Source organism: Robertmurraya sp. GLU-23, assembly GCF_052983275.1.
In genome coordinates, this window is record NZ_JBRKCV010000014.1 from 68,568 (window position 1) to 91,699 (window position 23,132).

Genomic DNA, 23,132 nt, shown 5'->3' on the forward strand with positions numbered 1-23,132 from the left:
TAGTGACATTAATAAAATAGATCATCTTGGAGGGTTTACCTTGTTGAAGAAATTAGTCTCACTAAAAATTAGAACGAAACTCATATTGTTTTCGTTAGGTATTCTTTTATTACCATCAACCATTATTGGTACGCTTGCGTATTCAAGTGCTAAGCAGGAAATTGAAAAACAAATGATGTCTACTTCCATAGAAAGTATTATGTTACTAGACTCATTTATTACAAGTTCCATCAGTTTAAAAGTACATGATGCGGAGTTTTTTGCCAAAACGGTCACATCTGCGTTAGTTAACGGCGAAGATAGCCCCGAATTACGAAAGAAATTAGAACAATATTCAAATCTACATCCTGAAACAGTCAGTATTTATTTAGGGACAACAGACGGATTGATGATTCAAAATCCAAGGAAAGAACTTGCTGCAGATTATGACCCCAGACAACGTCCGTGGTATCAAGAAGCGATGGCGAATAAAGGGCAAGTTATCATCACAGATCCATATGAAGCTTCTTCAGGTGGAATGGTCATTACTGTAGCAAGAACCACAGATGACGGTAGTGGTGTTATCGGAATTAACTTGATGATTGGGAATATTACACAGTCAGCCAGTAAAATTAAAATCGGAAATGAAGGCTATGTAATTCTTCTTGGAAGAGAAAAGAATATGATTTACCACCCAGTGGTAGAGCCTGGAACACTCATGGAGCAAGCTTATTATCAAAAAATGTACGAAGGCACTAAAGGTGAGTTTGAATATGAATTAGACTCCCAAGATAAAAAGATGAGTTTTACAACAAACGAACTTACAGGCTGGAAAATCGGTGGCACGATGTATACTAGTGAAATAAAAGATAGTGCCTCACCAATTTTTAACAAAACATTAATCACCGTGGTGATTGCTCTAATAATCGGTGCAGTCGTAACCTTTTTCATCACCCGCTCTATTGTACAACCAATTCGTCGTTTAGTTGGCAGTACATTGGCGATAAGCGAAGGGGACCTAACACACGAGATTGAAGTTAAAGGCAAGGATGAAATAGCAGAGTTGGCTGCTTCATTCAAAAATATGACTGACAATCTAAAAGAAATCATTACCCAAGTGGATATGAACACAGAGCAAGTAGCGGCAGCAGCAGAAGAATTAACGGCATCCTCTGATGAGACAACGATGGCTACGAAACAGGTGGCATACTCTATCCAACAAGTAGCGAGTGGAGCGGAAAGTCAAACAATCGGAATCGATAAAACGGTAAGTACGATGAATGAAATTAGTCAAGGAATGGAAACCATGACAACCAACTTTGTTCAGGTAAATGCACTTACACAACAAGCGGTGAAACATGCTGAAGAAGGTGGAGAGTCGGTTCAACATACGGTAAAACAAATGAACGAGATTCATAGGCAAGTAGAAAGTTCAGATGAGATTATTAAATCACTTTACGACCGTTCGAAGCAAGTAAATGAGATTATTGGTGTGATAAGTGATATTGCTAATCAAACGAACTTGTTAGCGTTAAATGCAGCAATTGAAGCAGCAAGAGCTGGTGAGCAAGGGAAGGGCTTTGCTGTAGTAGCAGATGAAGTTCGTAAACTGGCTGATCAATCGCAAAGCTCAGCAAGTCAAATAGCTGAACTCATTCAAGCGATTCAAGAAGATACAGAGAAATCGGTAGAAACGATGCAACTCGCAACAAAGAGTGTGCAAGACGGAATACTCGTGTCTAATAAAACGATTGAGAAGTTTGACGAGATTCTCAATGGGGTCAGAGTCATGGCACCTCAAATTGAAGAAGTATCTCAAATAGCAGAACAAATCACTGCAGAAGTCAAAAATGTAACAGACACATCTTATGAATTATCTGAAATCGCAAAGGAAAACGCGTCCTCTTCAGAAAATGTGGCCGCGTCCACTGAGGAACAACTGGCATCTCTTGAAGAAGTAAGCTTATCAGCCAAATCACTATCAGAAATGGCGGAAAACCTTCAGGAGCTCGTTAGAAAGTTTAAGATTTAATAAATAGAAGGAGTCCTAAAAACTTTAGGGCTCCTATTTTAATGAGGAAATAAGAAAATCCCTTACAAATGATTAGTAAGGGATTCTCAGATTATGCTTCTTGATGAAGTGGATTTGTTTTTTTGTTAAATGCTTTGCGGATGATAGGCAGTACATAATAATCTAAACCAAATCTTCCTGCGTTGTAACCAGCTACGATAAGAATGAAGCCCATTAAGATATCAGTTGGGTTATGAGATACAGTTCCAGCAAGGATGAAAGCAAAGTTCATTAATACTCCGAAAAAGGCAGCTGTAGTTGTGAAACATCCAAGGATTAAACCTAAACCAACTAAGAATTCTCCCCAAGGTACTAAGAAGTTAAATAAATCAATATTTGGTAATGCAACGCCTTCTAGGAAAGTTACATACCAGCCATACACAACACCATCTGGACCTGCTACCGGATTAGCGATTGCGCCTTTTAGAAATCCTGCAGCATCAAAACCACCACTAGTTATTTTTCCCCAGCCAGCGGTCATCCAAGCAAATCCGAGGTATACACGTAATACTGTCAATAGACCAGCAGCAATCTTATTTTCTCTTAATAATTGATTAAACATAAATGATTCCTTCTTTCGAATAAATGTTTTTGTGTTTCTATATTCATAATATACACCGTGACTATAAAGAAAAACATAGGTTTGTGATGTTGTTCACAAAGTGTTAAAGGCTTATTGAATATAATGTGAACACAAGGGAAACAACCGGTATAGTGAAGATATTATGTATTTCAAAAATTTTATAAAATAGTAGATTAATTTTAAAATAAATGTTTAAAAAATAGTATAAAGGGTATATATCTAAGAAATCTCATTTTATCAACTAGGAGGGGATGTTCTTTGGAAGGAACAAAGGTCGTACATAGAAATCAAGATTACATAATTATGCACGATTACAAGAACGGAATGGTAGAGATACGCAATAGAAATTATAAGTTTGATATCCGATTGGTTTCTATTCATGAGCTACTTTTTTCTAGTGGACAACAAGATGGGTACGGCCAAACGGGTTGATAATGCGATTTTGGGAAGCCTTCACGCACAAGGGAGCGTGAAGGCTTTTTTCCTATTATTTCAGAAACCACTTTAATTTTTTCAAACCATCCTTTACATGCGGATAGCGGAAGGGTAGATCAAATTTCGTTGTTTGCTTTAGAACACTTTTTCGATGAGAAAACGTGTCAAAGCTTCCTTTTCCATGGTATGCACCGATTCCGCTTGATCCCACTCCGCCAAAAGGAAGATAAGGTGAGGCGAGATGGTAGACGGTATCATTAATACAGCCACCTCCGAAAGAAATATGATGTAATACCTCTTGTTGTACGCTCTCATTCTCAGAGAAAAGATAAAGTGCTAAAGGGTTCGGGTGTTTATGTATACCTTCAATAACCTCTGTAAGCTCACGATACGGAAGGACTGGTAGAATCGGACCAAATATTTCATCTTGCATAATGGGATTATCCCATGTGATTTCTGTCAAAACAGTCGGTTCAATCGATAGAGTTTCCTCATTAGAACCACCGCCCATAAACGTATTTCCATTATCCAAAAAGGTATGCAATCGATCAAAATGTCGTTGGCTCACGATACGCGTGTAATCAGGATTTTCAAGTGCTTTTTCCCCATACAGCTCATGAGTTGCCAATTGAAATTCCTGTAAAAATTCATCTCTAATGCTCTCATGAACATACAAGTAATCGGGGGCAACACAGGTTTGACCAGCATTTATAAATTTCCCCCAAGCAATTCGTTTGGCAGCGATTTTGATATTTGCATCATGATGGACGATACAAGGGCTTTTTCCACCTAACTCGAGTGTAACAGGAGTTAAATTTTTGGCTGCTGCTTCCATAATGACTTTTCCAACAGGAACGCTTCCGGTAAAGAAAATGTAGTCAACATCCTCTGCAAGTAGTGCTTGACTTACTTCGACACCGCCTTCCACTACGGCAATATAATCTTCGGGAAAAAGTTCAGTAATAATCCTTTTTAACAATGCAGAGGTTTTGGGTGTTAACTCCGAAGGTTTTAAAATCGCACAGTTCCCTGCAGCAATGGCTCCCATAAGTGGAGCAATCGCCAGTTGAAACGGATAATTCCACGGTGAAATAATGAGAGCGACACCGTAAGGCTCTGAGTAAATATAGCTGGTTGAACCAATATGGCTAACAGGAGTTTTTACTCTTTCTGGCTTGAGCCAGTCGTTTATATGTTTAAGAGTAAAACGAATTTCCTCAAGGACGACCCCAATTTCGGTTGCATAAGCTTCAAATTCAGATTTATTTAAATCCTCTTTTAAGGTTTGAAAAAGGGACTGTTCATTTTTACGAATGGCCTCTCGAAGTGCTTCTAATGCCTGAATTCGATAGTTCAATTCCTTTGTTGCTCCAGAACGAAAAAACGCTTTTTGTTTTAAGATGAGTGAGTGGTAGTTCTCCATATGTGCAACTCCTACTTATTCCTTAATCATTTCATATAATCTGAACAAATCGTGTTTGTCTAATATTTTTGGAACCGGATATAGCGGGTTTGCTTCACGAAACGCTCGATCCACCATGATCGGAAGGTCCCGATTTTGTAGACAATCGAATGTATTGGGGATATTCATGTCCCGGTTTAGTTTTCTAATAACATCAATGAATTTTTGGGCTTTAAGAGAGTCCGTTTCGTTTTCTGTGGTAATGCCGATCAAATCAGCTAATTCTGCTAACGGTTGATGCACGCTCTCTCCATAATACTCTAGCACATAAGGGAGTATGATGGCATTCGCTAGGCCATGAGGTACTGAGTAAAATCCACCTAATGTATGAGCGATGGCGTGAACATAGCCAACATACGCACGAGTGAACGCAACGCCAGCCAAATACGACGCTTTTTGCATGTTTTTTCGAGCCTCGATATTTGATCCATTCGAATATGCCGTATATAGATTTTCAAAAATTAATTGAACCGCTTCTTTGCTGCATTGAACCGTTTCCTCTGTATTGCTTCTGCCAATGTATGCTTCCACCGCATGAGTGAGTGCATCCATACCCGTCGTCGAGGTGATATGTGGGGGAAGCTTCGTAGTAAGCAACGGATCGAGAACGGCCAGATCCGGAATCAATACATGGTCATTAATCGCATATTTTTCGTGTGTTTCACTGTTGGAAATAACCGCAGCTACCGTTGCTTCGCTCCCAGTTCCGGAAGTCGTTGGTACCGCAATGAGTGGAGGAGTCGGCTTTCTTACTTTCAGTTGTCCTTTCATTTCAGGTATCGTTTTACCTGGTCGTGCCACTCGAGCCGCCACTCCTTTTGCACAGTCAATTGGAGAGCCACCCCCAAAGCCGATAATTCCATGACATTGATGGTCTTTATATAATTGTAAAGCTTCTTCAATATTTTCAATCGTTGGATTGGGAATGGTTTCGTCATAAATAACATAGTCAATTTCTTTTCCTTCTAACCCAGGCAGTAAACGATCGAGCAATCCCATGGATGTTATCCCTTTATCTGTCACAATTAGAACGCTCCCAATTCCTTTTAGCTTTAGGAGTGGTGGAAGCTTAATCAGACTGTTTTCTCCTTCTAAAAGTTCAGGCTTTCTCCAATTAAACAAGGGAGAAGCAGTTTTATAGGCGAACTGATATATTCGACAATAGAGGTTGTACATCGCAATTTCCTCATTTCTAAAAAGGTCTACTAATATTAAATGAGGAAATATTTGGAGAAATGCCTAAAACCTCCAAGCTTGTTTTAGCAACTTCACACCTAATTGGATTTGGTCGATTGATAAATTACTAAAACCAAGCTTTAGTATGGTTCTTTGTTCGTTTGTTATATAGTAATTGGAGGTAGGATATACTTTTACTCCGTGTGAAAGAGCTTGTTTAATCAATTGTTCCTCCTCTGCTGGTCCTCGAAATCTAATTAGTACATATAATCCTGATTCAGAACCAATGATTTCGATCTTCTCTCCGAATGTATTCTGTAGGCAGGTGATAAGTGTGTGCATCTTCCGTTTGTATGTGGTTCGCATTTTTCGTATATGTGAATCCCAAAACCCTTGTTCCATGAAGCGTGCCATCGTTCGCTGATGAATGCTAGAGGTACCTTGCTCAAGACCGGAGAACTTGTATACATATGGTTTGATTAGAAAAGAGGGCAAAACCATGTAGCTTAAACGGATTGAAGGGATAAATGCTTTTGAAAAAGTACCAAGGTAAATTACACGAGCACCTGGCTGTAAGGATAATAAGGCTGGAATAGGCTGTTGCTTGTAGCGAAATTCACTATCATAATCGTCTTCAATAATAAAACCATTCTTTGTTTCTGCCCATTTCAGTAAGAGCTGACGTTCTGGAACAGGCATGGTGACACCGGTTGGAAACTGGTGCGACGGAGTGATGTATACAAGCTTGGAGTCCGTCTTTTCAAGCTGATTTAGTGAAAGCCCTTTTGCACCTACCTCTATGGGATGAAGGTGATACCCATGAAGTTGAAAGACTACCCGAGCTCCGTCATATCCGGGATTTTCAACGGCAATGCTAGAAAAATCTTTTTTTAGAAAAAGGGATAAGTGCATCAGTAGTTGTTGCGTGCTGCTACCGATGATGATTTGTTCTGGTGTGGTTTGAATTCCCCTTGATTGAAGTAAATAGCTAGAAATTTGACACCTAAGGAGGGGATCACCCTGAATTTCCCCGTAAGTATAAATCATGTCTTCCCTTAACACATCGTTACTACATCTTCGCCAAGCTTTTATGGGGAAAGCCTGTTGATCTACGGTTCCGACACGGAAATTGACTTTTATTGATGTCTCGTTAGCGCGAAGGTTCTCCTCTATTGAAATAGAGTGCTGTAAATCAATTGGCTCAAACGATTCGACAAAGTATCCTTTTTTCTCTTCACTTCGTATATAACCCTCAGCTATTAATTGTTCATACGCAATAAGAGTGGTGTTTCTGCTCACATGTAAAATCATAGCTAACTGACGAATGGACGGAAGCTTTGTATCTTTGGTGATCACTCCATCTTCAATAAGGGAGCGAATTTTTTCATAAATTTGTTTATATTTAGGACTATTATTGTTTAGTTGTAAGACTAACTCTTTCATCAATAACTCCCATCTGACATATGTATTTGATAAAAACTGTTCCTTTTATTATGTCAGATTGATTGTAAGATAGAAATAGATTTATTGAAAGAAGGGAAGAGGAATATGGATATTATTAAGGCAGATATAACTTCACTAGAGCAAATAACCATACTATTCAATGCCTATCGAATGTTTTACGATCAAACTAACAATCTTGAAGGAGCAAGACAATTTCTTCAAGAAAGAATAGTCAATCAAGAGTCGATCATTTTTCTAGCAATGGAGGGAGAAACGGCAGTTGGATTCACGCAACTTTATCCAACCTTTTCGTCTGTTGGTATGAAAAAAGGATACATTCTAAACGATTTGTTTGTGGATGTATCCTATAGAAAAAAAGGCATCGGAAGAGCATTAATTCAGGAAGTTTTTCAGTTTTGTGAAGAGAGAAATGCCCATTTTGTTCAATTAGAAACGGCTCCAGATAATGTTCAGGCTAAGACCTTATATGAAGAGATGGGAATGCAGTTATCAAATGAGTATGATGGTTATGTGAAAAGGTTCTAGAAATAGGGGGAAAAGTGAACCATAGCTTGGATTCAGAGCTTTGGTTTTTTTTATTACTTTTTAACAGTGATAATTGTACAAACGTGTTATTATATATCTATTAATGGTAAAAATGGCTATCATAGTCATTTGAGAAGGGAATATGGATTAGAAGCTAGGAGGGAAAAGAATGCTTAACTCGCCAATCGCAAAATTTCGGCTAATGGGTCTACTAGAGGGTGTATCTCTGCTCGTTTTGATATTTATTGCTATGCCCCTTAAATACTTCGCTGGGTTTCCGGAAGTAGTTACATTGGTGGGTTCGATTCACGGTATGTTATTTGTCATGTATGTGTTTATGATTGCGTATGTCACTATTAAAATTAGATGGTCTTTTGTATGGATTACATCGGCATTTGCTGTTGCGTTTATTCCTTTCGGTAATCTAGTCCTTGATGCAAAACTTCGTAAGTCACGGTACAGTTAATTTGTATGTGGTAATTATAAACCTTTCTAAAAGAGTGACTGCCAAATATTGGTAGCTTTTTTTACGATTGCGATAACTTAATCATTATTTTTTCTACAGTTTCTTTTTCAGTTGATGATCTTATAATCGTTGCAATGTCAGAAAGTACTTTATTATATTGATCGGCCTCTTTCGCTAAAGATACGAGATGTTTAAGATCGCTGTAGGATAATTCATTTACTAAAGCTTCCCATTTGTACCCATCCTCGTAATCTCGTAAAATTCCTTCCACATTGCCTATCACCGAATTCTTCATACTTCGCATTGGAACTCCTCCTTGATATTTCATTTTATTTAATTATAAAAGAGAAACATGAAGTTAGTTTTAACGTTTTGTAAATATCATGAAATTGTTTTCAAATAAAAACAGAAGATAGTTCGTGCCAAAAATTAGAGTATAATAATCAAAAAGAAGAAGTGAGGAAGAGCGATGACAGATAGAATAACAAAAACATGTTCACAGTCCAGAGTGATTAAGACAAGCAGGGTATTTCCACTTGATACCAATAACCATGGGACATTATTTGGTGGAAAATTGATGAGCATGATCGACGATGTCGCATCTATTTCTGCCTCAAGACATGCACGATGTGAGATCGTGACGGCTTCAACCGATTCGGTCGATTTTCTTTTTCCCATCCAAAAGGATCATTCAGTCTGCTTGGAATCATATGTTACATGGGTCGGTAAATCCTCCATGGAAGTGTTCGTTAAAGTGATCTCAGAAAACCTCATGACAGGGGAAAGGCAATTAGCTGCTACCTCATTTCTAACATTCGTGGCCCTTTCTAAAGAAGGAAAAGCATTGACGGTACCTTATGTAAAACCTGTAAGTGAAGAAGAAATCATGATGAATGAGAGTGCACCGATGAGGGCGGAAAATCGAAAGAAACGAAGAGAACATAGCAAAACCTTAGGGGAAAAAATTAATGTGAACGTACCTTGGGGTTGATAATTATTTTGACTATGTATAAAAGACTCTCAACCAGAAAAAAAGTTGAGAGTCTTTTTAAGATTTATTAATTATTTTCTAACATGGAGATAACGATTTGAGCTTTATTCGACAAGTTCAGTTTTCCAGCAGAAGACAGATATTTTTCATTATTCTTCTTGTCGATCGCTTTTACGAATTTATCCAAGAAGTCGCTGGCTTTTCTCTCTGATCCTTTTTCTAAATGGTGCTTTGCTTGTTTCAAAGAGTTTTCTAGTTGGTTGCTAAGTGGACCAGTTAACTCCTTGTTCGCTTGAAGCTCAACTAGCTCCGACTCTAACGCTGTTAGGGCTCCAGGCATGATAAATGTTGGAGCAGGAACCTTCGACCAGTCTGTATCACTTCCGAAGTAGAAGCTTGTATAAGAAGGCTGATTATATGTCGTACTTTGTCTAGCAACCTCTGCTCGATATTGAGTATCATGCATGAGTGTGTATAATTTATGGTCGGTTACCTCTGTACTCATGTACATTCTGATAGCAGTACTATCGGCAGTGCGGACGAACAATTCTTCTCTCCAGTCACCAAAAATATCAGCTACTAAGCTAGGATTTCCTTTTGTTCCATTATTCGTTCTTGTTCCTTCCGCCGTGAGAATAGTGCCTTTTTTCCAATCCTGAATCGTCGGTGTAACGTTAAGGGCGCCATCGACAATTTGTGTCGTCATATCGGCAGACCACTTGATGTTCATATTTGTACCAGGAGCACTTGAACCTAGCTTTTGACCGGCTGCTGTCCATAAGCCCACCCCTGTATTCGCCCAAGTTTCTAATCCAGGCTGAGTAGGGTCAATATCTCCGACCATTCCTCGGCCTGTATCACGGCCCGTATAACCACCGTATATCAATTCACCGGTTTTGGCATCTCGTAGTGTGTAGCCGTAAGGTGCCCAAGTTCCACCTTCGTGGACCATATAAATCTCCATTCCCGGACGGTTCGGATCGATATCTGTCACATGCATGGCATCTCCGTGTCCAAGCCTTGCAGTCTGACCAGGAATGGCACTTCCTTCAGGCATTACGTCCATAGAACTATATAATAAGGATCCATCATCATCAATCGTGGCACTTCCATAGACGATTTCTTGCTTGCCGTCACCATCCACATCTGCTGCACTTAAGGAATGTGCTCCTTGTGTGGTAAGAGTACCATATTCTGGGTCGGTACCATCTACGCCGTGAGGACTATCGTTAAATGGATTTGACATAGGAGTCCAGCCACTGTCCACGGCCCAGTTTTCTTTTAAATTCTTTCCATCCCAGCTATATGTAACTAGATTGGATCTTGTATAATATCCCCGAGCAAACATGGCATAAGGTTTTTCTCCATCTAGATAAGCGACACCAGAAAGGAATCGATCTACACGGTTGCCAGGTTCAATTCTAGCCATCGCATAATCTCCCCACATGAGACCATCATCATGTCGTTCTGGATTGTAATCAATGGTGTCCATTTCTTCACCTGTTTCCCCGTTGAATACAGTTAAATATTCGGGCCCTTTGACGATGAATCCTTCGAAAGCTCTTAAATTATTCCGAGAGCTTCTACTAGGTGCATAAACATCCATGAAATAATCAGTTAAACTTTGGGCATCCTCTTTAGATAATGGATAGCTATATTGTTTTTCTGCTCCGAACGCTTCTTCAATTGTACTTGGCCAATTGCCATTTACGACTTCTTCATGTTCATGCCAATTCATAAACATGTTCACTACATGATTATAATAGTCATCACTGCTCATTCGGTAGTCATCTTGATTGCTGTAACCTGCATCGATGTCTTTTTGAGGCATGGTAATGTAATTCTCTGATATTACCTGACCGTTTTTATCATACTTAATGATCTTTGTACCTGGAGCGGTTTTGAACATCATCTCTGATTTTCCATCACCGTCAAAGTCATATACTAAAAATTGAGTGTAATGAGCACCTGAGCGTATGTTCAGGCCTAAATCAATTCGGTAGAGAAGGGTGCCATCCATTCGATAACTATCAATATACGTGTTTCCGGTATATCCAACCTGTGAAACATCCTTCGAGTTGGAAGGGTCCCATTTGACAAAAAACTCATATTGGCCGTCGCCATCGACATCTCCAACACTCATATCATTAGCTGAATACGTATAGCTCTCACCAACAGGTGTGACACCGTCTGCTGGTTTGTTAAGCTTCAAATCGACGTAGGATTGTGTCCAAGGGGAAACAGAGGAACTTTGATCTAGCTCTTTACCATTCAACACAGACCGAACGTAATACTTAGAATTACTGCTGCCGTTGGGATCTAAAAAGTTTGTACTATCCTCGACACTGGCTAGGAATTTCCCATCGCGATACACATGAAAGTTGACACCCGTTAACCCTGTTTCTGAATAACCGGTCACTTCATTGCCTAACAGTCTCCAGCTTACAAAAACTCCTTCTGAAGTGGTCGCTGCTACAAGCCCTCGATCAAGATACTCTAATTGAACTCCTTGAATATTGTAGGGAAGCTTGTTTTGTTGGGTTTTATCTGCAGCTACTGATGATGCACCTGATAAAAGAAGTGGGACGGCTAATGCACTGGTTAGAACTCTTCTACGTAGGGATGTTTTTTTCAAGATAAAATAACCTCCTAGATTTTTTAAAAGTTGTACTCCGCGAGTGAATACGCTTACAAAATAGCCGAAACACCTCCGTAAAATAGGTTAGTAGAAACACGTAACCTATTATATTTGAAATATTCTGAACTAAAAATGCAATATTCAGACGTTTTCATATAAAAATCAGTGTTGTTGGTGTGGTGTTTATGGTGGAATTGGACTGAGCAGAGGGGAAAGGAGCTCGAGAAGTCCGAATGAGGGGTGGATTTGGACAGAGGGGAGGGAAAAGCAAGTGTTAGAGTCTCAATTAGTACTAGATTTCGACAGACTAGCTTAGTTAATAAAAACAGGTGATTTTTATTCTAATGTCGATTCAACCGTATTGTTTACTACGAATAAATGGGCACGTCATTGGAATAAGGGGCTGTAAAACTCAGTTGCACACAACTCTATTGAAAAATAAAGACTTAAATATGAGTTGATTTTCTTGTATGGTTGAGTAATGAAAAGTATTTGAGAGGTATTGAGGTGTAGTATGACAAAAACATTTAAAATGGATCGTCCAAAGATTTCAACAGATTTGCCCCAAGCTAATTTTCAAGATGTTTTTTATGAAGAAGAAGCGGAGTTAGTTAACTGTTCGGTGATAAATGCTCGAGTTGAGAATGAAATAATTGAAAGGCTGATTCTCTCAAAAGTTATTTTTAGAAACGTTACGTTTTTAAGCAGTTCCTTTGTCAATATAGATGTTACCGATGTGGTTTTTGAGAATTGTAATTTATCAAATGTGCGTTTTTGTGGAGGAAATCTACATCGAGTGGAGTTTAAAGATTGCAAACTTTTAGGGTTAGATTTGTCTGATGCGATCTTAGGGAATGTTCTTTTTGAAAACTGTGATTTGAACCTGAGTAATTTTGTTGATACTCGTTTAAAACAAGTGAATTATGAGCAGTCCACATTGAGAAGTGCAAATTTTTTCAACTCTAAATTTACTAAAGTAGGTCTGAACCGGTGTGATCTAAATGATGCTGACTTTACCAATACAATCCTTAAAGGGGTTGATATTAGCACCTGTACATTCGAACAAATCAATGTCTCAACAGAAAGTTTGGTGGGCTGCGAGGTTTCTCCCAATCAAGCAATTGGGTTCTCAAGATTATTAGGCTTGAAGATTAGAGAGTAAATTCATCGTATTTGGCGTTTAACCATTCGTGATGGTAGAAAGTGTCTATTTTATTTAACAAATTTCGAAAGAACCTGTATCAAGCCGTATTTGATACAGGTTTTTTATGGGGAAAATATTTGATAGAGTAATACTACTTATAGCTAGGGGGGAATCACTACTTTCCTGCTGTTTTGTTTTTTAGAGTACCAATTTACTATTGAACTTATTAGCGATTTAGGTGGTGATCTAGGAAAAGAGACTCAAGGATCTATCGGTATCCCTGGTTAAATCAATATACAAACACCATCATTATTCACGTTTATACACTAGGATTAATGATCTCAGGAATCACTATTTTTATATCTTTTATTAGAAAAAAATAGTTAGGTGGCCTTAAGGAGCGTTAATAAAAAATTAACCTCTTTTTTTTTGTGAAAACTATTTGTGTCTAAATTTCGAACAAAGTTATAAACATTGATAATTTTAGGCCGATAGTAGTGATAGTAGAAGTTCCTTTTTTTATATGTAATAGGACAGGAGAGAGCAACAATGGGGAAAAACATCATAAGAATAAATCTTAAGCTAGGAACAAAGATCAATTTAATTGTGATATCAATTATCACTGTTCTATCCTTAGTGATTGGATTTGTAGTAAACGAAGAGATTACAAGAGGAATTAAAGAGTTTGCTACTGAGAAAGCAAAAGGAGATTTAGGACTCGCGTATAGATATGTTGATAGTACGTATCCTGGAGAATGGGAAGTCAAAGAGAATAGCCTCTATAAGGGATCAACTCTTATCAACGATAATTATGACATAGTAGATACCATTGGAGAAGATACGGGAGACACCGTTACGATTTTCCTCGGAGATACACGCGTGACAACCAATGTAAAGATTGATGGAGAGCGTGCGATTGGTACACAGGCTTCAGCTGAGGTAGTCGCTACGGTTCTTACAAAAGGTGAGTCTTTTTACGGGGAAGCAAATGTAGCGGGGAATATGTATCAAACAGCATATATGCCAATAGAAGATGCATCTGGAGAAGTGATCGGAATCATGTATGTCGGTGCTTCAGAAGAAATTATTCATAATATTTTATCTTCTTTTCTAACGAAATTTATTATTGTTTTAGTGATTATGATCGGAATAGCCTCTGGAGCTGTGTATTGGTTTACATGGAAAATGAAAAGAAGACTTTCGAATCTTACTAAGGCACTTGATATGGCCGGAAATGGTGATTTCACTGCAAAGGTAGAAGATCATTCAAACGATGAGTTAGGTGTTTTATCAGATAGCTATAACAAAATGTCAGGAAGTCTTAAAGACATGATGAATGAGGTGATTTCCACTTCTGAACTTCTTGCTTCTTCATCAGAAGAATTAACAGCAAGCTCGGAACAAACAAGTAAAGCAACGGAGACAATCACAGAATCTATTCAACAAGTAGCAGATGGTGCAGAACAATCCACATCAAGTGTACAAGAGAGTGCAATAGCATTAGAAGAAGTCACGAAGGGGATACAGTCTATTGCTGATAATGCGTCGATCGTTTCAGAAGTAAGTGTACATGCCACTGAAAAGGCTAAGGAGGGTGGATTGTTTGTTGATAAGACCGTTAATCAGATCAATGAAATCAATCATTCTGTTGTGGCAAGTGGAGAGGTAATAAAAACACTTGAGCATCGTTCACAGGAAATTGAGAAAATCACGAATGTAATCACAGCAATTGCCAATCAAACAAATTTATTGGCGTTAAACGCGGCCATTGAAGCGGCAAGAGCAGGGGAACATGGAAAAGGATTTGCGGTTGTTGCGGATGAAGTTCGAAAGCTTGCTGAACAATCACAGCAATCTTCTTCACAAATCTCAGCATTAATTAAAACCATTCAAGAAGACATGACTCAATCTTCGCAGTCCATTGAACAGGTTTCGGTCGACGTAAAAGAGGGATTGATGATTGTTAACCAAACAAAAGAGACTTTTAAGGAAATTCTTGAGTTTATGGCGAATTTAACAGGACAAATCAATGATATGGCAGCAACCTCTGAAGAAATATCAGCAAGCACACAAGAGGTTTCTGCTACTGTATCTGGAATCATTCATATATCTGAGCAAACCTCGATGCATTCGCAGAATGTAGCAGCTTCAGCAGAAGAACAACTTGCATCTATGGAGGAAATCGCGACGTCTGCTTCGGCATTATCTAATCTAGCAGATGATTTAAAAGTTTTAATTGGTAAGTTCAAGGTTTAAATTAATCATTCATATAAAATGACTGGCCAGTATGGTCAGTCATTTTTGGTTTAATGTTTCAATTATTCAGTTATTTATAGAGAAAAGTACGGCGGTTTTTTGAAAATAAACGTTGGTAGATGGTGAGATAACTGTCTAGTCTTTGACTGATACGAATGGTATTTTGGCTGCCAAACCCTTCTTGCATTCCAGTGTAAATCAATTCCCCACGGATAAGTTCAATTTTAATATATAAGTATACTTCATCATTTTCAAAAATAATCGGCGGCATATCAATGACTCCTATGGCTATAATTTCTCTAGGTCGTATTATGTTATTATTACATATTTTTAAAAGAAAAGGGAATATTTGATAGCAATTTTAATAAAATGTTTATTTTTTGTAAAGAAGTTTATTATTTCCTGAATATTTGAAAAATAGTGAATGAATGATTGACACTCAACTAGGTAGAACCTTTATTCTAGATATGTAAACCAAACAAAGGGAGTGGTTAGATGTATCGGTGGGATGGAGGATTTATAATGGTTCAACCTGATCATTTTGAGGAGGCCATTCAGTGGTATCAGGACGTATTTGGCTGGGAATGTGTGGATCAAATTACAAGTAAGGTTGGAAGAAAAGCATTTATGAAGCTGCCTAGAGCTGGAATGGTGACGATAAAATCGTTCGAAGGAGATTATGATCATTTGCAGTTTACAGAATCAGAAGGAAAAGTGAAGCTCGGATTTGCCACGTACAATTTGGATCAAACCCTTTCTTATTTACAAGGTAGAAAGATAGAATCGAAGGACACTAATATGCTCCCAAATGGACAAAGATACTGTGATATCGTAGCCTTTGACAACACGAGGCTAACGTTAGTAGAGGAAAACAAAGGAGAGGGCGAAAAGGAGTATCCTCCATCAGGAGTTCTAGGGTTTGGCTCAGTGAATACCATTATTCATGTCAAGGATCCAATATTTTCAGCCTCCTGGTATAAAGAGCAACTTGGGTTTGTAATAGAGGAAATAAATGAGGAGAAAGGCTTTGCTCATCTTAAGACAGAGGATGCCTATGATCGAAATGTATTAAACGAATGTTTTTGGGATCATATTTGGCTTTTGAAAAGCGAAGACACCGTTCCAAAGCCGAATGATAATCGTGTAAGAACCTATTACGATATACGGCCTGAGCATGTTTTTGAAGAATATCATAAGCTGATAAAAAATGGATTGGAACCTTCTGAAATGGCAGGTGACCCAATAAATGGTTGGGGTGGTTTTCACTTTTATGATCCGGACCATAATCGAATCAATGTGTGGTCCTATAAATAAACAGGCAGACAAAATTTAAGTTTTTAATAGTAGGTATTAAATTTTTTATGTGAGAGCGTTATAATTATAGAAGTAAGTGAATGTCTTAAAAATCCATCTAAAAGGGGTAGAGTGAATGATTAACAAAGTTGGTCAAATCATGCTGTATGTTACTAACCAAGATGAGGCAAAAGCTTTTTGGACAAAAAAAGTAGGGTTTCAGGTCGTTTCTGAAGAAGATAACGGTCAAGGATTTAGATGGATTGAGGTGGCTCCAAAGGACGCTGAGACAAGTATTATTTTACATAACAAGGAATTTGTAGCGAAAATGTCACCTGAATTGAATTTGGGTACACCTTCCTTAATGTTTTTCACCGAAAATCTTGAAGATTTTTATAAAGATTTATCAAATAAAAACGTTACAGTTGGGGAATTGGTCAATATGCCTTTTGGAAAAGTCTTTAACTTTTCAGATGATGAAGGAAATTATTTTGCGGTTATGGAGAAGAAGTAAGCTTGGGAGATACAACGGATTTTCGTTTTAGTAAAGAGGGTCTTTGCTCATTTTAAGAGCAAAGACCCTCTTTTTATAAGGTGTGGTCGACCTATTTAGCTAATTGTTGCAGTCGTTGTCTATCTACAATCAAAAATCCTCGAGCATGTTTTTGTACGACCCCTTCTTCACATAGCTTTGCAAATACATGCAATAAGTGACGGTACGACACGCCTAAGTATTCACATACTTCGGTGTGTTTTTCTTTGTAAAAATCATGATCCGCTGAAACGAGTATAAAAGCAGCCAGTCGGTTAATTAAGGGATATACCTGATTTTCGGTGTACTTCGCGGAAATGGTTGTTGCTTTTTGACTTAGAAAAATACATAAATGCCTTAAGAAGATAGCGTCCGTGAGCAGCTTCTCTTTGCAAGCCTGAATGGGAATGGCAAGACAAGTAACCTTCGTGACGGTTTGAATCGCTTTGGATATACGTTCTTCATTTAAAAGTTCAATTTCTCCCATAAAAGTAGGGGCTTGTAAAAAATTGATCAGTGATACTTTCCCATTCTCATGTGTCACATAGAGCTTAGCTTTGCCCTCAACAAGATAAAATAAGTACTCAGGATACGAGCCTTCTTTGAAGATAAATTCACCTCGTTCAAATTGACACACTTGTATATACGGTGTGATGGGAAAGGAGAACAAGGATTCTATTGGGTATTGTGTAAGATAGTAATTACGTAAAGGTTCAACTAAAAATTGCATGAATTCCTCCGAGAAAATATGAGATATCTCATATTATTGTATGTATGTTCGTGTTATTATGCAAGAATCACGGAGGTATAAAAATGAATATACAACATTGGCTTTCACGAAATTTCTTTGTGTTTTTTATTACATGGGGTGCATTCTTACCCTATTGGACAGGATGGCTCGTACAAGATAAAGGATTAAGCGTTTCTGAAGCAAGTCTAATTATGGGAGTAGGATTAGTGGCAAGAGGACTTTCAACGCTGTTCGCTTTTCCTTTTGCGTCAAGGTTTTTAAGTGCTCATAAGGTGATTCTGAGTTTGACGGTTATCTCACTCATTTCCACCGTTCTTTATATTCCATCTTCTTCGTTTACAACCTTATTCGTTGTAACGATCCTATTTAGTGCTGTTTATCCGACACTTTTGCCTGCTGTCGAAAGTGCCGCGGCAGTGTTAGTAAGTCAACATGGAATACATTATGGAAAAAGTCGTAAATACGGATCGATTGGATTTGTTGTTTCTGTTTTTATTATTAGTATGTTAACAGGGCAGTGGGGAGAGCAAGCCATATTGTGGAGTATGTTTGTTGGTCTTGGTTTCATGCTAATTATGTCTTTTTTACCAACACCGCCTATTTTATTAGAGGCACCATCGAAACAAAATCGAAAAGGGGCATTATCTGTCCAGAAACTATTAGAAGTTAAAAGCTTTCCGATCGTATTACTCATTGTTGTGTTATTACAAGGAGCACATGCTTCTTATTACAACTATGGATATATTTATTTACAAGACTTACAAGTGAATCAATATTATATCGGTTTGATTATTAACATAGCGGTCATTTTTGAAATCTTTTACTTTATGAAAGCAGATTCCTTGTTTCAAAAATGGAATACATCCTCCTTATTATTGCTAGCGGCAGCTGGTTCGACTTTAAGGTGGATCCTTTTGTTTTTGTTCCCCAATATCTGGGTATTTATTCTTTCTCAAGGTTTACATGCTTTATCCTTTGGAGTGGCACATTACGCGTTTATTACTTATATCACTAAGAATCTACCAAAGGAACAAATTCCAAATGCTCAAGGAATTTATTCTGCGATTGCATTAAGCTTGAGCACGGCTGTATTAACACTGATAGGTGGATTCTTGTATGAGATTTCCCCGAATCTTGCCTTTTTAGGTATGATTATTTGTACCATTCCGGCGATTTTAGTTATTGTTGGTTCAAGAAGGCGGTTTAATTATTAAAAAAGTTTGTGGGGAGCATGGACCTATTAAAGTTCATGCTCTTTTTGCATAACTTATGACGCGAAAGTTTCTGATTTTTCAGCCTACATGTCATAAACGAGTTTTTATGACATGTAGGCTTCTTATTTTTAAACTCTAATGTCATAAACGAGTTCTTATGACGCGTAGGCTTCTGATTTTTCGACTCTCAAGTCATAAACTTTTTCTTATGACGCACTATATAAACATATTAAGATTTGGAGGTACATCATGACGAAAGAAAACAGTGAGTACAAAAGCCTTTTATCAATTAGTGAAGAGAATGAGCAAAAATTAGAAATAAGCTCAACAGGTTATGGGCTTGTAAGTACTTCAGATGAAACAGAACAAAATCATCAGAATAATCATGGACAGAAATAAGTGGGTTGGAAAAAGCAGTGAATTTTCACTGCTTTTTCATTTAAAAAAACGTAAAGTAGCCACTGAATAATCAGTGGCTGACAGATTAATCTTTGTTCTTTTCGTTACTTTTGCTTTGTTGCTCGGCTTGACGTTTCGCTTCTTCTCTTTGCTTCTCGGAGGCTTTACGCTGTTCTTCCGCTAGTCGTTTGGCTTCTTCTTTTTGCTTCTCGGCAGCTTTACGCTGTTCTTCTGCTAGACGTTTGGCTTCTTCTTTTTGCTTCTCGGCAGCTTTACGCTGTTCTTCTTCTAAGCGATTTGCTTCTTCTTTTTGCTTTTCCGCTGCTTTGCGTTGTTCTTCTTCTAAGCGATTTGTTTCTTCTTTTTGTTGTTCTGAAGGTTGCTGAACAGAATTTTCCTTTTTTGCAACAGATGCTAACTGAACCTCAGTGCTATCCGAAATTGCTTCTGTCTTTACATCATCGGTTTCCGTCTTTTCTTCGTCAGTTCCTTCTACATCTGGGTTTATTTGTTCCTCTTGTTCTATAGTGGACACGGTTTGTTTAGGAGCCTTCTTTTTTCCATTCGATAGTTCAGACGGATGGATGCCTAGTTCCTTTGCAACATCTCCAAATCCCTTGTCTTCACCATTAAAAAGAGCGCCAACTTCCTCAACGGTCTTATCTGTTGCATTAGCTAGGATAAATACCTGTACAATTTGGCCATATCCCAAACCGGAATCACGTAACTCTTTTACTTTTGTTTCATCAAGTCCATTTACAATCGAAGGGAGTTTGGCTAGAACTTGTTGTTTCTCCTCAACGTCTTCTAGTAAGCTTTCATCTAGTAGTTCGCCAACTTCTTCATTTAATTCAGTTGAATCTTCAAGCTTTTCATCTAATTCTAAAACCTGTTCCTCATTCATCTTTTCATTTATTATCATTTCAGCAATTGTTTCTTCAGCATCTGTAAGTATTTTTAGATAGTCTTCAATAGCTTCTTGAACAAATTCTTGTTTTTCTTCTTCGGACATGGCCTTTGCCTCTGCGATACGTTCTTCCGCAAATTGAAGGAGTAAATCTGTTTCTTCGGAGCCATTAGATGCAAGGAATAGTTGAATGTCTTCTACTAATCGATCCATGCTATAGATAAATTGGTCAGGCGTTGTTCCTGGATCGTAACTGTCAGCGGTTTCCTCGGCAAGTACAGAGTTACCAAACAAAAACATACTTGAGATAACGAGTGGAGCGGTCCATTTTCTTTTCATCCATTTTTCTCCCTGGAATAAATTTAGAAATCTTTATCCAAAAGACTTTTATTGAAACAAAAAGGACTAGTCCCGAAGAATAGTCCTGTAGTCCTACATTCTCTTCGGTAACTGGCAGGCGTAGTTCATTTGACCTTAGCCCCTGTAGTTTTGCGTCCTTATATTTCTATAAGTTTGCCCTTATCGGATATTTCCTGCTTCTATCTTACTATCGGGAAGGATTTTAATATACAGGTAAAAATTCACTGTGAGGAGTATCTAGAAATGAAGTAGTATAAACCTTCAAGCTGTTTTTTATAAGATAATCCAGACATTTTATTTTTAATAAATCGGGTATAACATAATAGTTAACTTTTTAAGCAAAAGGTGGGAGATTTTTTCGTGGGAAGAATGGAAAGACGACAACAAAGAAGGTCATCAAAGTTTTCTTGGAGTACCTTTACTTCAAAGAGCGCAAAAATCAAGTTACTTTCGGCAATTATAGGTATGGCTCTCGTTTTCTTTATGATTTTTAACATCTTAATCTGGACAACAGACGTGAGCAAGTTAGAAGAACCAGCACCACAACCGACCATCATTTTTGATCAAAGGGGAGAGGTCGCAAGTAAAATTGCATCATCTAATATTGAAGGCGTTAGTATTGAGAAAATACCGGACACTGTTGTACATGCGGTGATTGCAACAGAGGACCAGAGGTTTTATAAGCATGATGGAATTAACTATTTTGCCATTGCGAAGGCATTGATAAAAAACACCTTGAGTGGAGAAATCGTGGCTGGAGGTAGTACATTAACACAGCAGCTAGCTAAAAATGCTTTTTTAACACAAGAACGAACATATACTAGAAAGTTTAAAGAACTTATTATTACAAAAAGAATTGAACAAAAGTATTCAAAAGATGAAATTATGGAGAGATACTTAAACCAAATCTACTTTGGTGAAGGGGCATGGGGAATCCAACGTGCTGCCCAGACGTACTTTGGAAAGGATGTTAGTGAATTAACTCTTGGGGAATCAGCTATGATAGCGGGATTAATAAAAGCCCCGTCCATTTTGTCTCCATTTAAGGATATGGACCGATCGGTAGAACGAAGAGATCTTGTTTTATCACTTATGGAAGAAGAAGGCTATATTACGGAAGCGGAACGAAACGAGGCAAAAGAACAGACAATCGTTTTAGAAGGAAAAAAAATCGATGGTTATAAAGGGAAATACCCTTATTATGTCGACCATATCATTGCAGAAGCGATTGAACAATATGAACTAACTGAAAACGAGATTCTTTCAGGTGGTCTGAGAATTTATACAGAACTAAATCCAGTCATTCAAAATGCGGCTGAAGAAGTGTATAACGATAATAGCCTATTTCCTGAAAGTACGTCTGATCAGCTGCTTCAAAGTGGGGCAGCCTTTATCGACCCCGCTACAGGAGGAATCACCGCCCTTGTCGGAGGTAGAGGGGAACATGTGTTTAGAGGCTTTAACCATGCGACTCAATTAGAGCGTCAGCCAGGATCTACAATGAAGCCATTAGCTGCGTATACACCTGCCCTTGAACAAGGATATGACATATTTGATAAACTGCAGGATCGCCCTATCGACATTAATGGATATCAACCATTGAATTATGATAAACGTTTCCGTGGAGAGGTAACGATGTATGATGCCTTGGTAAACTCTTATAATGTACCTCCCGTATGGCTCCTTCAGAAAATGGGAGTGAAATATGGGGTCAATGCCGTGGTACGCTTTGGTATTTCGTTGGAGGAAGAAGACCAAACAGCTGGTATGACACTTGGCGGCCTACACAAAGGAGTATCACCTTTAGCAATGGCACAGGCTTATTCTACATTTGCCAACAAAGGGGTACGAATCACAGCCCATTCGATTACCCGAATTGAAGATGCAGAAGGAAAAGTGATTGCACAATGGAAAAATCATGCGATCAAGGTGACGGACCCAGAAGTTGCTGAGAAAATGACGTATATGTTAAAAGGAGTTGTTGATGAAGGGACAGGAGAAAATGCGAAGGTAAGTGGTTGGGATATTGCTGGAAAAACAGGAACGACCGAACTTCCTTTTGCAATCGATGCTGGAACAAAGGATCACTGGTTTGTAGGGTATTCACCTGAAATGGTGGGAGCGGTATGGATGGGGTACGATCAAACTGACGAAAATCATTATCTGACCACATCAAGTAGTTCTACCGTAACGATTTTATTTAAAGAAATTTTTAGTAGGTCCTCCTCTGTGTTTACTGAAAAGGAATTTGACCTTTCTTCCATTGAAAAAGAGTATCGTGATATGAGAAAAGAAGAAGAAGAGGACGAAGACGAAAAAGAGGAAGAGGAAGAGGAAGAAAACGAAGACGAAGAGAAGGAGAAAGAAAAAGAGGGAAAAGAAAGAGAGAAGGAACAGAAGGAAAGAGAAAAGGAAAGAGAAAAGGAACAAAAAGAGAGAGAGAAAGAAAAGAATAAAGGTAAGAATGATGATTAGCGTTTATAAAG

The 23,132-nt window shown here is 38.2% G+C and carries 21 protein-coding genes and 1 riboswitch; of the genes, 12 read left to right on the forward strand and 9 right to left on the reverse strand.

Features of this window, described 5'->3' with window-relative positions; genetic code table 11:
• Nucleotides 1-40 precede the first annotated feature (40 nt).
• On the forward strand, nucleotides 41-2,011 hold the full coding sequence (locus ACVBAX_RS18955) for a methyl-accepting chemotaxis protein (protein WP_447118392.1): 1,971 nt from the start codon (nucleotides 41-43) through the stop codon (nucleotides 2,009-2,011).
• Nucleotides 2,012-2,102: 91 nt separating this feature from the next.
• Here the strand turns inward: ACVBAX_RS18955 and ACVBAX_RS18960 are convergent, their stop codons facing one another.
• A complete protein-coding gene (locus tag ACVBAX_RS18960) occupies nucleotides 2,103-2,612 on the reverse strand; it encodes a DoxX family membrane protein (RefSeq protein ID WP_447118393.1) in 510 nt (169 codons plus the stop codon).
• A 279-nt stretch (nucleotides 2,613-2,891) separates the two neighbouring features.
• On the opposite strand from ACVBAX_RS18960, the gene ACVBAX_RS18965 reads away from it, so the two are divergent.
• Nucleotides 2,892-3,065, forward strand: a complete 174-nt coding sequence (locus ACVBAX_RS18965) for a hypothetical protein (RefSeq protein WP_430776654.1) — start codon at nucleotides 2,892-2,894, stop codon at nucleotides 3,063-3,065.
• Between the two features lie 55 nt (nucleotides 3,066-3,120).
• On the opposite strand, the gene ACVBAX_RS18970 is transcribed toward ACVBAX_RS18965, so the two are convergent.
• The 3 genes from ACVBAX_RS18970 to pdxR all read right to left on the reverse strand — a co-directional run bounded on the left by ACVBAX_RS18970 (nucleotide 3,121) and on the right by pdxR (nucleotide 7,149).
• Entirely contained in the window at nucleotides 3,121-4,491 is a 1,371-nt protein-coding gene (locus ACVBAX_RS18970) for an aldehyde dehydrogenase (protein WP_447118394.1), read from the reverse strand.
• A gap of 15 nt (nucleotides 4,492-4,506) precedes the next feature.
• The gene (locus ACVBAX_RS18975; RefSeq protein ID WP_447118395.1) at nucleotides 4,507-5,706 is read right to left on the reverse strand and encodes an iron-containing alcohol dehydrogenase; all 1,200 of its coding nucleotides are present in this window, start codon (nucleotides 5,704-5,706) and stop codon (nucleotides 4,507-4,509) included.
• A gap of 63 nt (nucleotides 5,707-5,769) precedes the next feature.
• The gene (pdxR, locus tag ACVBAX_RS18980) at nucleotides 5,770-7,149 is read right to left on the reverse strand and encodes a MocR-like pyridoxine biosynthesis transcription factor PdxR (protein WP_447118396.1); all 1,380 of its coding nucleotides are present in this window, start codon (nucleotides 7,147-7,149) and stop codon (nucleotides 5,770-5,772) included.
• A gap of 105 nt (nucleotides 7,150-7,254) precedes the next feature.
• On the opposite strand from pdxR, the gene ACVBAX_RS18985 reads away from it, so the two are divergent.
• On the forward strand, nucleotides 7,255-7,695 hold the full coding sequence (locus ACVBAX_RS18985; protein WP_447118397.1) for a GNAT family N-acetyltransferase: 441 nt from the start codon (nucleotides 7,255-7,257) through the stop codon (nucleotides 7,693-7,695).
• Between the two features lie 169 nt (nucleotides 7,696-7,864).
• On the forward strand, nucleotides 7,865-8,161 hold the full coding sequence (locus ACVBAX_RS18990) for a DUF3817 domain-containing protein (RefSeq protein WP_447118398.1): 297 nt from the start codon (nucleotides 7,865-7,867) through the stop codon (nucleotides 8,159-8,161).
• A gap of 61 nt (nucleotides 8,162-8,222) precedes the next feature.
• Here ACVBAX_RS18990 and ACVBAX_RS18995 read toward each other — a convergent pair whose 3' ends face one another.
• Complete coding sequence (locus ACVBAX_RS18995) at nucleotides 8,223-8,465, reverse strand: hypothetical protein (RefSeq protein ID WP_430776648.1); 243 nt, start codon at nucleotides 8,463-8,465, stop codon at nucleotides 8,223-8,225.
• Nucleotides 8,466-8,630: 165 nt separating this feature from the next.
• Here ACVBAX_RS18995 and ACVBAX_RS19000 point away from each other — a divergent pair, with 165 nt between their 5' ends.
• Nucleotides 8,631-9,152, forward strand: a complete 522-nt coding sequence (locus ACVBAX_RS19000) for an acyl-CoA thioesterase (protein WP_430776647.1) — start codon at nucleotides 8,631-8,633, stop codon at nucleotides 9,150-9,152.
• Nucleotides 9,153-9,219: 67 nt separating this feature from the next.
• Here ACVBAX_RS19000 and ACVBAX_RS19005 read toward each other — a convergent pair whose 3' ends face one another.
• Complete coding sequence (locus tag ACVBAX_RS19005) at nucleotides 9,220-11,787, reverse strand: rhamnogalacturonan lyase (RefSeq protein WP_447118399.1); 2,568 nt, start codon at nucleotides 11,785-11,787, stop codon at nucleotides 9,220-9,222.
• 517 nt (nucleotides 11,788-12,304) lie between these two features.
• Between ACVBAX_RS19005 and ACVBAX_RS19010 the strand changes: the two genes are divergently transcribed.
• Complete coding sequence (locus ACVBAX_RS19010; protein WP_447118400.1) at nucleotides 12,305-12,952, forward strand: pentapeptide repeat-containing protein; 648 nt, start codon at nucleotides 12,305-12,307, stop codon at nucleotides 12,950-12,952.
• A 531-nt stretch (nucleotides 12,953-13,483) separates the two neighbouring features.
• Entirely contained in the window at nucleotides 13,484-15,190 is a 1,707-nt protein-coding gene (locus tag ACVBAX_RS19015) for a methyl-accepting chemotaxis protein (RefSeq protein ID WP_447118401.1), read from the forward strand.
• A 70-nt stretch (nucleotides 15,191-15,260) separates the two neighbouring features.
• On the opposite strand, the gene ACVBAX_RS19020 is transcribed toward ACVBAX_RS19015, so the two are convergent.
• Nucleotides 15,261-15,461, reverse strand: coding sequence for an aspartyl-phosphate phosphatase Spo0E family protein (locus ACVBAX_RS19020; protein WP_160546738.1), 201 nt, complete (start codon nucleotides 15,459-15,461; stop codon nucleotides 15,261-15,263).
• 251 nt (nucleotides 15,462-15,712) lie between these two features.
• Here ACVBAX_RS19020 and ACVBAX_RS19025 point away from each other — a divergent pair, with 251 nt between their 5' ends.
• Both ACVBAX_RS19025 and ACVBAX_RS19030 read left to right on the forward strand, forming a co-directional pair.
• Entirely contained in the window at nucleotides 15,713-16,504 is a 792-nt protein-coding gene (locus tag ACVBAX_RS19025) for a VOC family protein (RefSeq protein ID WP_447118402.1), read from the forward strand.
• Between the two features lie 115 nt (nucleotides 16,505-16,619).
• Nucleotides 16,620-16,997 (forward strand): VOC family protein, encoded by a 378-nt coding sequence (locus ACVBAX_RS19030; RefSeq protein WP_447118403.1) that lies wholly within the window; start codon nucleotides 16,620-16,622, stop codon nucleotides 16,995-16,997.
• Nucleotides 16,998-17,088: 91 nt separating this feature from the next.
• Here the strand turns inward: ACVBAX_RS19030 and yeiL are convergent, their stop codons facing one another.
• A complete protein-coding gene (yeiL, locus tag ACVBAX_RS19035) occupies nucleotides 17,089-17,745 on the reverse strand; it encodes a transcriptional regulator YeiL (RefSeq protein ID WP_447118404.1) in 657 nt (218 codons plus the stop codon).
• An 83-nt stretch (nucleotides 17,746-17,828) separates the two neighbouring features.
• Between yeiL and ACVBAX_RS19040 the strand changes: the two genes are divergently transcribed.
• Together ACVBAX_RS19040 and ACVBAX_RS19045 are read left to right on the forward strand one after the other, a co-directional pair.
• Nucleotides 17,829-18,980 carry a 3-phenylpropionate MFS transporter gene (locus tag ACVBAX_RS19040; protein WP_447118405.1) on the forward strand — a complete coding sequence of 384 codons (1,152 nt, stop codon included), beginning with the start codon at nucleotides 17,829-17,831 and terminating at the stop codon, nucleotides 18,978-18,980.
• 249 nt (nucleotides 18,981-19,229) lie between these two features.
• Nucleotides 19,230-19,379 (forward strand): hypothetical protein, encoded by a 150-nt coding sequence (locus ACVBAX_RS19045; protein WP_447118406.1) that lies wholly within the window; start codon nucleotides 19,230-19,232, stop codon nucleotides 19,377-19,379.
• Between the two features lie 85 nt (nucleotides 19,380-19,464).
• Here the strand turns inward: ACVBAX_RS19045 and ACVBAX_RS19050 are convergent, their stop codons facing one another.
• A complete protein-coding gene (locus tag ACVBAX_RS19050) occupies nucleotides 19,465-20,625 on the reverse strand; it encodes a DUF5667 domain-containing protein (protein ID WP_447118407.1) in 1,161 nt (386 codons plus the stop codon).
• A gap of 103 nt (nucleotides 20,626-20,728) precedes the next feature.
• A riboswitch (cyclic di-GMP riboswitch) is annotated at nucleotides 20,729-20,814 on the reverse strand.
• Nucleotides 20,815-21,015: 201 nt separating this feature from the next.
• On the opposite strand from ACVBAX_RS19050, the gene ACVBAX_RS19055 reads away from it, so the two are divergent.
• Nucleotides 21,016-23,121: a transglycosylase domain-containing protein gene (locus tag ACVBAX_RS19055; RefSeq protein ID WP_447118436.1), complete on the forward strand. Its 2,106-nt coding sequence runs from the start codon at nucleotides 21,016-21,018 to the stop codon at nucleotides 23,119-23,121.
• Nucleotides 23,122-23,132 lie beyond the last annotated feature (11 nt).